Source organism: Nocardia sp. NPDC004604 (assembly GCF_040609795.1).
Taxonomy (GTDB): domain Bacteria; phylum Actinomycetota; class Actinomycetes; order Mycobacteriales; family Mycobacteriaceae; genus Nocardia.
The window spans coordinates 20,934-33,764 of the sequence record NZ_JBEXLC010000099.1 but is presented as its reverse complement, the minus strand read 5'-3'; the positions used below and the strand labels follow the sequence as shown (position 1 = coordinate 33,764).

Below are 12,831 nucleotides of genomic sequence, written 5' to 3'. Positions count from 1 at the left end.
GCCGCGGCTCGCGGCTCGTTCGCCGAGTAGTTGACAGGCGGCGGCCGAGCACGCTGCCGCCGCACCGCTCCGGCTCCAGCCGATGTCACGTAGCGGCTGGTCAGTAGGTGTGCGGCGGACAGCCCTGCCGCACGTCACACCGATTCGCCGCCGACGGAAGTGCGCGACAGCCCGCCGGATCGGAGCCCCGCAGTAGTCTCGGCATCGTGGCAGGACGAGCAAAGGTGGATCCAGCGGAGCTGCGAGCGGCGGTCGAGGCGGTCAGTGCCTGGCTGCGCGACGATTCGACGCCAGCACCCGCCAGGCCCGAACTGGCCGCTGCGGTCCGTACCACCGCCCGCACCCTTGCCGCCTCCGCACCCGGCCATTCCGTCGAGGTCCGTGTCCCACCTTTTGTGGCGGTCCAATGCATCGAGGGACCGCGGCACACCAGGGGCACACCGCCGAATGTCGTCGAGACCGACCCGCGCACCTGGCTCCTGCTCGCCACCGGCCTGCTCGACTTCGACGCCGCGGTGGCGAACGGCGCAGTGTCCGCCTCCGGCAGCCGAGCCGCCGAAGTTGCCCATTGGCTCCCCATCGCCCGCTTCACCGCCGAATAACGATCGTGATCCGGTAGCCGCGAGAACCGTACCGCCCGTTATGAACTGGTGGTCGGAAGTTCAGGCCCTCGACAACCATGCGGACGAGGATTGGCTCTGGCGGACGCACAGCTAACCGCTCGGCTAAATGGGGGCCACCATGGACAACGCGATCACCGATCACGGCGACCATTCGCACAAGTACACGATGCGAATCAGTCGCTTGACGATCGATAAGCTCGGCATTCGGCTCTACGACCGTGTCTCCGCGGTACTCGCCGAACTCATCGCCAACTCCTACGACGCCGATGCCACCAGGGTCGAAGTTGCGTTGCCGTGGGGTATGACGCTCGCGGGCACCATCCACTCCGCCGACCACGAGCCGTATCGAATTATGGTGCGTGACAATGGACATGGCATGACATCCGCGGAGATCAACGCCCACTATCTGATGGTCGGCTCGGATCGGCGAGTGCGCGTCGGCAGCGATCTGTCGCGGCGGCTGGAACGACCGGTCATGGGTCGCAAGGGCATCGGAAAACTCGCGCCATTCGGCATCTGCCGAACCATCGAGGTGGTGTCGGTGGGCGGTACGGATGCCGAGCGCACCGAAAAGGGTTGGCCGGTAGCGAATATCGTGATGAACCTCGACGAAATGCTCTCCGATACCGAACGCGACTACCATCCGCGTCCCGGACCGCGGGACGGCACATTCAGCACCGAGCGGGGCACCACGGTCATCCTGCGCGACTTTCTGCGCAAGCGGGTCGGCTCCGGTCCCGAATTGAGTCGGCAACTGGCCGCACGCTTCGGCTTGGAGCGCGCCGACTGGCAGGTGGAGGTGCACAACAGCATTGCCGAACGCGGCGCGCCGCAGAAGTTCGTGCTGCGTGATCTGCCCGTCGATGTGATGGAGGAGACCAGGATCGATGTCGCGAAAAGGCCGGTGTGGATCGGCGACCGCTTCCTGCCGGTAACCGGTTGGGCGGCCTACTCCAAACACCCGTATCGCGATGAGGCCATGGCCGGTGTCCGGATCTACGCGCGCGGCAAACTGGTCGCACAGACCCGCGACTTCGGCATTCCGGCGGGCTTCACCGGGGAATTCAAATTGCGTTCCTACCTGGTCGGCGCGGTGCATGTGAACTGGCTGGACGATGAGGAAGACCTGGTCCGCTCGGACCGCCAGGACATCATCTGGAATTCCGAACGCGGTGAGGCACTTTCGGCCTGGGGCCGCAATCTCGTGCGCGAACTCGGGCGGCTGGGGGAAAGTTCGGTCAAGCGCCGGGTGTGGGAGGAGTTCGTCGAGAAGTCCGGCATTCAGGCAACCCTGCAGTCGATCGCGCCGCAGGACCGGATGTTTCGCGAGTCGGTGATGGATGCCGCCCGGATCCTGGTGAACAACAAGGATCGTGCCGCGCTGGAGGATCCGAGCCATATCGACAGCATTGTCCGGCTCGCCCTCTCGCTCGGCCCGCAGCGCAGCCTGCTGGAAACGCTGAAGGAGGTTGCCGAGGACACCGATAACCGTCTCGATGTCGTTGTCGCCCTGTTCGAGACCGCGCGGGTGGCCGAGGTGTATTCCCTGGGCCAGATCGCCTCCGAGCGGGTGGCCGTGGTCGATCGACTGCAGAGCCTCGTCGACGACCGCCGGTCACTGGAGCGTCCCTTTCAGGAGTTGATCGAACGGGCGCCCTGGCTGCTGGCACCCGAGTGGACACCGCTGGGGATGAACGAATCGCTGAAGCGGGTCCGTGCCAGCTTCGAACGGTGGTACAAGCAGAAATTCGGCGCGGTCCTGGTCACCACCGCAATCGGCAGTGAGAAGCGGGAGCCGGACTTCGTACTTCTGCACGATGCGGGCGAGCTGTGGATCGTCGAGATCAAGCGGATGGATTACCACCTCACCGATGAGGAGTACAACCGCGCGATCAACTATCTCTACGCGCTCGACACCTTCCTCGATGAAAATCCGCGCATCGGTGAGCAATTCCCGCGCCGTCGACTCACCTTCATTGTCGACCATATCGATAAGCTTCGGCCCGCCTCGCTGTCCTCGCTGCTCAGCGACCACCGCGTCGATCGGCGAACCTGGCGCGAACTACTCGACTCCACGCTGCGCGCGCACCGCGACTTCCTGGATCGCGTCTACGCCATGCGCCTTGGCGAACAATCCGAATCCGAGGATGCGGGTGCGAGTGCTGGCTAGCGCGAACGGGTCAGACAACCAGGTGGCGCGGTCGAGTGAGGCGGTCGAGTAGGGCGGCTTTGATGGCCGGGCGGGAACCGAAGACCAAGGTGAAGGTCGCCTCGCGCAGGGAGCGTTCGGCGCGATTGCCGCCCGTGACCGCCGCGCTGCCGGTGGCGGTGACCAGGGCGGTGGCGGTGCGCACCGCGAGTTCGGAGGCGCGGGCGCGGGCCAGGTAGATATCCGACTGTCCGGTGAGCGCATCGTCGAGTTCGGTTCGGATGCGAGCGGATTCGGCGGCCAGCGCGGTGGTGTCGACGCCGAGGCGGGCGAGTTCGCCGAGGCACCGCCGCACGACACCGAGGGCGAGTGCGCCATTGCGCCATGCGGCCAGGATGAAGGTGGCGTGGAAGTTGCGCAGCGGAATTCGGTTCTCCACCGCGGAATCGGGAACCAGCACACCGTCGAAGGTCAGCGAAACGGTCTTGCTCGCATCGGCGGCGATGAGCGGGAGCGGGGTGGCGTGCAATGCGGGTCCCGGTTCGGCGGGTACCAACACGCTGATCAGCGAACCCGCATCGTCCGCATCGCGCGCCATTACGCCGAGGACGTCCACCAGGCCCCACCCGGTGACAAAGGGCGCGGTGCCGTTGAGCAGATAGCCGCCGTCGACGCGCCGGGCGATCAATCCCGGTTCATCGTTGGCGCCAGCGTAACTCACCCCCGAGCGCACCCGCCCGCGCCGCAAATCCTCGGTAAGTCGTTCCCGCAGTTCGAGATTCGGTGAGTTGGCGACCCGGCGCGCGACCCCGAGATGCTGCGCCCAGACGAAGGTGGTCGCCAGGCATCCGGCCACCAGGACCTCGCCGGCCGTGGTGAAGGTGGCGATATCCATATCGTCGGCCATGGTCGCGCCGTAGAACCCGTATTCGGCGAGTAGGTCGAAATGTGTGCGCGGGATCTCTCCGCTGCGGTCGACGGCGTCGGCCTGTGGTGCGAATACCTCATCGGCCAGATACTGCGCGTGTTCGATCCACGAATTCACAGCACCATCTTGGTGCATCCCGCAGACCGCGTCGCACCGTCCACCGCCGGATCCGGCCTCAGCGGCGAGCCGGATCGCGCCGATGCAGGCCTTTGTAGTCGTAGTACCGGGTGATGAAGGTGCCGAGCACCAGCCCGATCGTGAGCCCGATCACCGACATCCACACCCCGCGCGACAGCCCCGCCGAGAAGTTCGCGTCGAAGTAGAGAATGGCGCGCACGCCCACGAAGACCTGGTGCATCGGCTCGAATTTTGCCAGCCAGCCCAGATATTTGGGCGTCGCTTCGATCGGCACGGTGCCGCCGGAGGAGGGCAGGCCGAGGATGATGAACAGGATCAGATTGACCAGCAGTCCGGCCGAACCGAGCGCCGCCAGCACCGACAGCCCGGTGATCCCGACTGCGATGATGGCCAGCGCGCTGTAGAGGAACAGGGTGAGCGGATGGTCGATCGGCATATCGAGCAGCCGTGCCACACCGAGGAAGACCCCCGCGACGATATTCGCGGTGATCACCATCACACCCCACTTGATCAGCAGCGTATTGAACCGGGAGATCGGGGTGGCCGGAAAATGTACGTACCACGGTCCGTATTCGGTGGGCACGAAACCGAGTGCGGCATCGATCATGGTGTGGATGGTCATCGAACCGACCAGCCCGGCGAGCAGGAGCAGTAGCGCGTAGAAGAACGCGGTCAGCCCCTGTCCGGTGCCCGAGGGCAGCGGACGGAACGGCGCGACGATGATCTGCACCGGATCCGCGAGCGCCACCCGGGTCGCACCGGTCAACTCGGGTGCCGGCGCGCCACCGGGCGGCGGTGTCAGCTGCGCGCGGACCTGTTCGGTCAGCTGCTTGCCCACCTGTTCGTTCACCTGGGTCAGCGCCTGCGTGCCGATGGTGGTGACGATCTGGGTGACGAATGCGCCACTGCGCGGATTGGTCTGCAGGGTGAGCGCCGGGCGCTGGATATCACCGGGCACCACGCTGCCGACGCCGAGAATGCCGAGGCGTTTGCTGAAATCGCTTGGGATCAGGATGGTTCCGTACACCGCGCCGGACTGCATCTTCAGCTGAGCCTCGTTGATGCCGAGCACCTGCAGATCGACCTTGTCCGCCGGGATGCCCTGGCGCAGCGCGTCGGTGATCTGGTTGCCGAAGTTGACCTGCTGCTCCCGACCCGGCGCGCCGATGGTGTCGCCGACATCCTGATCGACCAGTGCGATCGGAAAGTCGTGCAGGTTCTTCTCCGGATCGACGACATAGTCCAGATACATCGTGCCGAGCAGCGCCATGAACAGGGTCAGTACCGCGATCGGGGCCAGCCACATGCGCGCGGTGAACCGCCGGTCCGACGCAGCGGTTCCCCTACCGTCCGTAGTCGTCACGGCTGGCACGGTAACACCGGGTAGGACCGAAAAACGGCAGCGTCGCTCGGCGATTGCTATACGGACGTGGTGGCGGTGACCGCCGCGCAGGATGCACCCGTAGAATGGCCATTGCGCACAGCCCGCCCGAACAGGGAGCAAACGGTGACCAACGCCGAAATGCCGGTCGAAACAACCCCCGATCAGGTCGAGAACGAACCACGCGAAGAGTGTGGAGTGTTCGGAGTCTGGGCGCCGAGCGAGGATGTGGCCAAGCTCACGTACTACGGCTTGTATGCGCTGCAACACCGCGGCCAGGAGGCCGCTGGTATCGCCGTCTCCGATGGCTCGCAAATTCTGGTCTTCAAGGATCTCGGCCTGGTCAGCCAGGTATTCGACGAGCAGACCCTGGCCGCGATGCCGGGTCATATCGCCGTCGGCCACTGCCGCTACTCCACCACCGGATCCACCACCTGGGAGAACGCGCAGCCGATCTTCCGCACCACCGCGGTCGGTTCCGGACTCGCGTTGGGCCACAACGGAAATCTGGTGAACACCGCCGAATTGAGCGCCCGCGCACGGGAACTCGGACTGATCGGCATGCCGCCGGTCTCCGGCGGTCGGCCCGCGCCGATCACCGCCACCTCGGACTCCGATGTGATGACCGCGCTGCTGGCCCACGCCGCCGCGGATTCGAGCATCGAACAGGCCGCGATGAAACTGCTGCCGACCCTGAAGGGCGCGTTCTGTCTGACCTTCATGGACGAGCACACCCTCTACGCCGCGCGGGATCCACACGGCGTTCGCCCGCTGTGCCTCGGTCGGCTCGAACGTGGCTGGGTCGTTGCCAGTGAGACCGCCGCGCTGGATATCGTCGGTGCGGCCTTCGTTCGGGAGATCGAGCCGGGCGAACTGCTGGCGATCGATGCCGACGGCGTGCGGTCCATGCGCTTCGCCAATCCCGAACCCAAGGGCTGCGTTTTCGAATTCGTCTACCTGGCCCGTCCCGACACCACCATCTCCGGTCGCTCGGTGCACGCCACGCGGGTGGAGATCGGCCGTCGCCTGGCCAAGGAGCATCCGGTCGAGGCGGATCTGGTGATTCCGGTGCCGGAGTCGGGTACCCCCGCCGCGGTCGGGTACGCCCAGGGCTCCGGTGTGCCGTACGGTCAGGGCCTGATGAAGAACGCCTATGTCGGGCGCACGTTCATCCAGCCGAGTCAGACCATCCGTCAGCTCGGCATTCGGCTCAAGTTGAATCCGCTGCGCGAGGTCATCCGCGGTAAGCGGCTCATCGTGGTGGACGATTCGATTGTGCGCGGCAATACCCAGCGCGCGCTGATCCGGATGCTACGGGAGGCGGGCGCGCTGGAGATCCATGTGCGCATCGCCTCGCCGCCGGTGAAGTGGCCGTGCTTCTACGGCATCGACTTCGCCTCGCGTGCGGAGCTGATCGCCAATGGCGCGGGTGCCGATGACAGTTACGAGGACATGGTGGAGGCGGTGCGCCGCTCCATCGGCGCGGACACCCTCGGCTATATCTCCACCGAGGGCATGATCGCCGCCACCGAGCAGCCGCGCTCCCGGCTGTGCTGCGCCTGTTTCGATGGCGACTACCCGATTCCGCTGCCCACCGAGGCGGCCATCGGCAAGAACGTGCTCGAGGGCATGCTCACCGGACAGTCGGAGGCCATGCTGCTGAGCGAGAACGCGAACGCGAGTGCGCTGAGCCGTCCCTGACGAAGAACGATCCACGAACCCCTCGGCGGCTGCCGGGGGGTTCGATTTTGTTCGGGGTCTCGTGCCATATCTGTCCACCCGCGTGCCATGGCCTCCTCGAGACGCCCCAACGCCGGATTCGGCGCAAACCTGGTCATTCGTCCGGTGATCCGGCCATACCCGTGCGTCCTGTGCGACGGCCAGTAACCCTCCCGTGATTTTTTCTTTGGAAACGCAACATCCCAGAAATGGATCCTGGGTACGGTGCCCGACATATCGGAAGTTAACCGTGCCGTCCGCGGTCCTGTGATCCAGGACACGCGGCGTGGCGCGCTCGAGAAGTGGGGCCTGATGTTGGTTTCAAGGAAGCCTGGGCGAAGGGTGCGTGCCCGACGCATCGCGGCGGTCGGGATGGCGGCATTGGCCGTATCCGCGATCGCGGGATGCGGTTCGGGACGCACCGGTGGTGGTGGCGACGGGGCCGGACTGGTGGCAGGCACCACCGACAAGATCTTCTCGCTGGATCCCGCAGCCGCCTACGACAACGGCTCGCTACTGGTCGAAACCCAGATCTATTCGTATCTGCTGAATTTCGCCCCCGGCGATGCCACCCCGAAGCCCGACGCTGCGGAGAAGTGCGAGTTCAGCTCGCCGATGGTGTACACCTGCAAGCTGAAGTCCGGGCTGAAGTTCGCCAATGGGAACCCGCTGACCGCCAAGAGCGTGAAGTTCTCCTTCGATCGCATGCTCGGCATCAATGACCCCAACGGTCCCGCCTCGCTGCTGGGCAATCTCGAGAAGACCGAGATCGCCGACGACCTGACGGTGAACTTCACGTTGAAGGTTGCCAACGATCAGACCTTCCCCGCGATTCTGCCGACCCAGGCCGGTCCCATCGTGGACGAGAAGGTCTTCCCGGCCAATAAGGTGCTGCCGGACGAGGACGTGGTGAAGAGCAAGGGCTATTCGGGTCCGTACACGATCGCCAGCTACGACAAGAACAAGCTGGTCGAGTACAAGGCGTACCCGGACTACAAGGGCATCCTCGGCACGCCGAAGACGTCGCAGGTCTCCACCAAGTACTACGCGACCTCGGACAATATGAAGCTCGATCTGCAGAGCGGGGCACTCGATGTCGCCTACCGCTCCTTCACGCCGACCGATATCGAATCGCTGCGCAAGGACAGCAAGGTCAAGGTGGCCGACGGTCCCGGCGGTGAGCTGCGCTATATCGTCTTCAATCTGAACACCATGCCGGGCGGAACTCCGGATCAGAAGTTGGCGGTGCGCAAGGCCATCGCCTCGTCGATCGACCGAACCGCGCTGGCCGAGGGTGTTTACAAGAACACCTACCAGCCCGCGTACGGCTTTGTGCCGCAGGGCATGCCGGGTGCGGCCGAGCCGCTGAAGGATCTCTATGGCGCCAAGCCCAGTAAGGATGCGGCGGCGAAATTCCTCTCCGGCGCTGGCGTCGCGACACCGGTGGAACTGAATCTGCAGTACAACCCCGATCACTACGGTTCGAGCAGCTCCGAGGAGTACGCGGCGATCAAATCGCAGCTGGAGTCGACCGGACTGTTCAAGGTGAATCTGCAATCCACCGAATGGGTCACCTACCAGAAGGAACGGGCCCGCGACGGTTACCCGCTCTATCACTTCGGCTGGTTCCCGGACTACCCGGACGCCGACGACTACCTGACCCCGTTCTTCGCGCCGAACAACTTCCTGCAGTCGCACTTCGACGAGCCGAAGATCACCTCGCAGCTCACCGCGGAGACGACCGAGCAGGACAAGTCCAAGCGCGTCAAGCTGATCGAGGACGTGCAGAAGGATCTCGCACAGAACTATCTGCCGACCCTGCCGCTGCTGTCCGGTAAGCAGATCGCGGTGTCGAATCCGAGCGTCCAGGGAGTGTCGGACACACTCGACGCATCGTTCAAGTTCCGGTACACGGTGCTGAGCAAGTGACATCTGGCGAAGCCGGGCCCGAAACTGTTGCCACCGCGGAAAAGCAGGCATCGGATCGGGTCCGGCGCTTCGGGCTGCCATGGGTCGGGAAGTTCGGCGGGGATTCCCGACAGCTGGCGTTATTACGGTATTTGGTGATTCGACTGATCTTGATCCTGCCGACGGCGTGGATCCTGGTCACCGTCGTGTTCTTCCTGATGCGGGTGATCGGCGATCCGATCAGCGCCGCGATGGGCGGGCGGATGACCCAGGAACAGATCGAAGTGCGCAAGGAAGCGGCCGGTTTGAACCGGCCCATCCTGACCCAGTACTGGGAGTACATCTCCGGGCTGATGCACGGGGATTTCGGACACTCCCAGGACAATCGGCAGATCAGCGAGGTGGTGACAACCTACGGCGCGGCGACCCTGGAGCTGGTGTTCTGGGCGCTGCTGGTTGCCTTCGCGGTCGGCGTTCCGCTCGGCAGATACGCTGCGACACACCGTGATTCGACGGCCGATGCCGGACTGCGACTGTTCGCCATCCTGGCCTACGCGGCGCCGGTCTTCTTCGTCGGCCTGCTGCTGAAGCTGATCTTCGCGGTGAAGTTGGAGTGGCTGCCGGTCGCGGGCCGGGCCAGCACTCCGGTGGAATTGCAACTGCAGCATGTCTCGCCGAAGACCAACATCATGGTGGTCGACGCAATCCTCTACGGGGACAGCAGTTATCTGCTCGATGTGCTGAAGCATGCGATATTGCCGGCGGTCGCGCTCGGTCTGTTGACCGCGGGTATCTTCCTGCGGCTGGTGCGCGTCAATCTGATCCAGACGCTGCGCAGCGAATTCGTGGATGCCGCACGGGCGCGCGGACTTTCCTCGCGGGTGGTGACGGGCCGACATGCCGTGCGCAACGCGATGATTCCGATCATCACGGTGATGGGGATGTATATCGCGACGCTGCTCGGCGGTGCGGTACTCACCGAGACCACCTTCGAATGGAAGGGGCTCGGCTATCAGCTCGCGGAATATCTGCATCAGCGTGATTTCATCGCGGTGCAGGGAATTGTCGCGTTCTTGGCGCTGGCCGTCGCGGTCATCAGCTTCGTGGTGGATGTCATTGTCGCGCTGATCGACCCGAGAGTGAGGTTCTGATGACCGCTCCGGAATTGGCGAAGGAACCAGTGGTGATGGCGCCGGTACCGCCGACCAAACGCCGGCGGATCCCCGGATTGCAGCTGCTCACCATGACCGCTGGATTGCAGCGGGTGACGCTGATCGTCGGACTCGGTCTGGTCGCGCTGTTCGTATTCGTGGCGATCTTCGCGCCGCTGATCGCACCGTACGGCCTCGCCCAGAACTCCTCGGACGGTGTCGCTTTCGTCGCACAGCAGCCGCCGTCGGGTCAGCACTGGTTCGGCACATCGGTGCGCAGCGAGGATGTGTTGTCCCGGGTGATCTTCGGTGCCCGCACCGCGCTATTGGTGATCACGATATCGCTGGTGATGTCCTTGGTCGTCGGGGTGCCGCTCGGATTGGTGTCCGGGTATATCGGACGCGCCCTCGACCGGGTGCTCGTACTGTTCATGGACGCCATCTACGCGTTCCCGACCCTGCTGCTGGCGATCGTGGTGTCCATTGTGGTCGCGGGCGGACAGTCGAGCAGCTTCGGCGGTGTGCTTTCGGCGTCGGTCGCCATTACGGCGATCTATGTACCGCAGTACTTTCGGGTGGTTCGCAATGCGACCGTTGCGGTGAAGACCGAACCGTATGTGGACGCGGCCCGGGTCACTGGTGCGTCCACCACTCGGATCATGTTCCGGCACATTCTCGCCAATGTCACCCAGTCGCTGCCGGTCATCGTCACGCTCAATGCGGGCGATGCCATCCTCACCTTGGCCGCGCTCGGCTTCCTCGGCTTCGGCATCGAGCCGACCCAGGCCGCCGAATGGGGCTACGACCTCAATAAGGCGCTCTCCGATGTCTCCAACGGCATCTGGTGGACCGGCATCTTCCCGGGTACCGCCATCGTTCTGGTCGTACTCGGCTTGACGCTGGTCGGCGAGAGCCTCAACGAGGTGCTCAATCCGTTGCTGCGTACCCGGCGGGCGTTCAGCCCGGCCACCGTCGCCAGCGACAGCCTCGGTGTCGATGCCAGCGATTCCGGCACCGTCGTCGAAAAAGACGTTCCCGCAGCGGAACTCACCGCCGCCGAACTCGATCTCGGGGACGAGGCCGAGTCGGGTGGCACAACCGATGCAGACCGGGAAGGACCAGCACGATGACGGAAGTGGTAGCCGAGAAGCATCCGGCACTGTCCATCGAATCGCTATCGGTCACCTTCGCCACCGACGCCGGACCCGTCCACGCAGTCAGCAATGTCTCCTACGAGGTCTTCCCCGGCGAGGTGCTGGCCATCGTCGGCGAGTCCGGCTCGGGCAAATCGGTGAGTTCGCGCACGGCGATCGGACTGCTGCCGAATACCGCGCGGGTCGAGGGCCTGGTCACCCTCGGTGCGGACAAGGTCACCTCGATGAGCGAGCGCCAGCTCACCGCCCTGCGCGGCGGCGCGATCTCGATGATCTTCCAGGAGCCGGGTCGAGCACTCGATCCGCTGTTCACGGTCGGTTTTCAGATCGCCGAGGCGCTCCGGGCGCACAGCGATATGGGCCGCAAGGCCGCCAAGGCCCGTGCGATCGAACTGCTGCGCATGGTCGGACTGCCCGATCCGGAACATCGGGTGGACTATTACCCACATCAGCTCTCCGGCGGCCAGAAACAGCGCGTGATGATTGCGATCGCCATCTCGTGCGAGCCGAAGGTGATCATCGCCGATGAACCGACCACAGCACTCGATGTGACCGTGCAGGCCGAAATCCTGGAACTGCTGCGCGATCTGCGCGATCGTATCGGCAGCGCGATCGTCTTGATCACGCACAACATGGGTGTGGTCGCCGATATCGCCGACCGAGTCGTGGTGATGCATGACGGCAAGGTGGTCGAGCAGGCGCCGGTGGATGAACTGTTCGCAGCGCCGAAAGAGGAGTACACCCGCAAACTGCTCGCGGCCGTCCCGCATCTGGGCACCGCGCAGTTGGAGCACGGCACCAAGGAGGTCGCCACCGCCGAGCCGGTGCTCGAGGTGTGCGATCTAGTTGTGCAGTTTCCCGGCCCGTTCGGCCGCCCGCCGTTCCGCGCGGTGGACAATGTGAGCCTGTCCATTCGGCCCGGCGAAACCCTCGGTCTGGTCGGCGAATCCGGTTCGGGCAAGTCGACCATCGGCCGCTGCGTCGCCGCACTGCAGCGCCCGACCTCCGGGGTCGTCAAGGTGCGCGGCCAGAACATCGCGGAGCTGTCGCAACGGCAGCTGCGGCCGATCCGCCGCCGCTTCGGCTTCGTCTTCCAGGACCCGGCCAGTTCGCTGAATCCACGGCTCACCGTGGGCGACTGCGTCGCGGAACCGCTCATCGTGCACAAGGCGGGCAGTGCCGAGGAGATCCGGGCCCGGGTGCGTCACATGCTCGATGACGTGCAGCTGCCAGCGGGCACCGAGCGCCGCTATCCGCACGAACTCTCCGGCGGCCAGCGCCAGCGCGCCAGCCTGGCCAGGGCGCTGGTGCTCGATCCGGACCTGCTGGTCGCCGACGAACCGACCAGCGCGCTGGATGTCTCGGTGCAGGCGGCGGTGCTGGAGCTGTTCGGCACATTGCAGCAGGCGTGCGGCTGGGCCTGCCTGTTCATCAGCCACGATCTGGCCGTCGTCGACCAACTGGCCGACCGGATCGTGGTGCTGCGCGACGGCGCGGTGGTCGAGCAGGGTGATCGTGATCGCATTCTGCGCCATCCGGAGCAGGAGTACACCCAACGCTTGGTCGCCGCGGTGCCGGTGCCCGATCCGGTGGAGCAGCGGCGGCGTCGCGCCGAGAGTGCGGCACTGTTCGCCACCGAGCCGGTGAAATGATCGCCATCTACCAGGCGGGCGGTGGACA

The 12,831-nt window shown here is 65.0% G+C and carries 8 protein-coding genes and 1 pseudogene; 7 read left to right on the top strand and 2 right to left on the bottom strand.

The genetic code is table 11. The annotated features are described in order from the left end of the window. Window positions 1-206: 206 nt before the first annotated feature. Both ABZW16_RS29905 and ABZW16_RS29900 read left to right on the top strand, forming a co-directional pair. Entirely contained in the window at window positions 207-602 is a 396-nt protein-coding gene (locus ABZW16_RS29905) for a sterol carrier family protein (RefSeq protein WP_354959414.1), read from the top strand. Between the two features lie 139 nt (window positions 603-741). Further along, entirely contained in the window at window positions 742-2,793 is a 2,052-nt protein-coding gene (locus ABZW16_RS29900; protein WP_354959412.1) for an ATP-binding protein, read from the top strand. A gap of 10 nt (window positions 2,794-2,803) precedes the next feature. Here ABZW16_RS29900 and ABZW16_RS29895 read toward each other — a convergent pair whose 3' ends face one another. Both ABZW16_RS29895 and ABZW16_RS29890 read right to left on the bottom strand, forming a co-directional pair. Next, a complete protein-coding gene (locus ABZW16_RS29895; protein WP_354959411.1) occupies window positions 2,804-3,817 on the bottom strand; it encodes an acyl-CoA dehydrogenase family protein in 1,014 nt (337 codons plus the stop codon). Between the two features lie 58 nt (window positions 3,818-3,875). Then, the gene (locus ABZW16_RS29890) at window positions 3,876-5,144 is read right to left on the bottom strand and encodes an ABC transporter permease (protein ID WP_354959419.1); all 1,269 of its coding nucleotides are present in this window, start codon (window positions 5,142-5,144) and stop codon (window positions 3,876-3,878) included. 216 nt (window positions 5,145-5,360) lie between these two features. Here ABZW16_RS29890 and purF point away from each other — a divergent pair, with 216 nt between their 5' ends. From purF to ABZW16_RS29865, 5 genes and pseudogenes are all read left to right on the top strand, one after another. Next, window positions 5,361-6,920: an amidophosphoribosyltransferase gene (gene purF / locus ABZW16_RS29885; protein WP_354959418.1), complete on the top strand. Its 1,560-nt coding sequence runs from the start codon at window positions 5,361-5,363 to the stop codon at window positions 6,918-6,920. Window positions 6,921-7,250: 330 nt separating this feature from the next. Next, the gene (locus ABZW16_RS29880) at window positions 7,251-8,867 is read left to right on the top strand and encodes an ABC transporter substrate-binding protein (protein WP_354959410.1); all 1,617 of its coding nucleotides are present in this window, start codon (window positions 7,251-7,253) and stop codon (window positions 8,865-8,867) included. Window positions 8,868-8,980: 113 nt separating this feature from the next. Further along, complete coding sequence (locus tag ABZW16_RS29875) at window positions 8,981-9,997, top strand: ABC transporter permease (protein WP_354959417.1); 1,017 nt, start codon at window positions 8,981-8,983, stop codon at window positions 9,995-9,997. Window positions 9,998-10,032: 35 nt separating this feature from the next. After that, window positions 10,033-10,950: pseudogene (locus ABZW16_RS29870) on the top strand (ABC transporter permease); the annotation flags it as partial. A 173-nt stretch (window positions 10,951-11,123) separates the two neighbouring features. Continuing rightward, window positions 11,124-12,803, top strand: coding sequence for an ABC transporter ATP-binding protein (locus ABZW16_RS29865; protein ID WP_354959409.1), 1,680 nt, complete (start codon window positions 11,124-11,126; stop codon window positions 12,801-12,803). Window positions 12,804-12,831 lie beyond the last annotated feature (28 nt).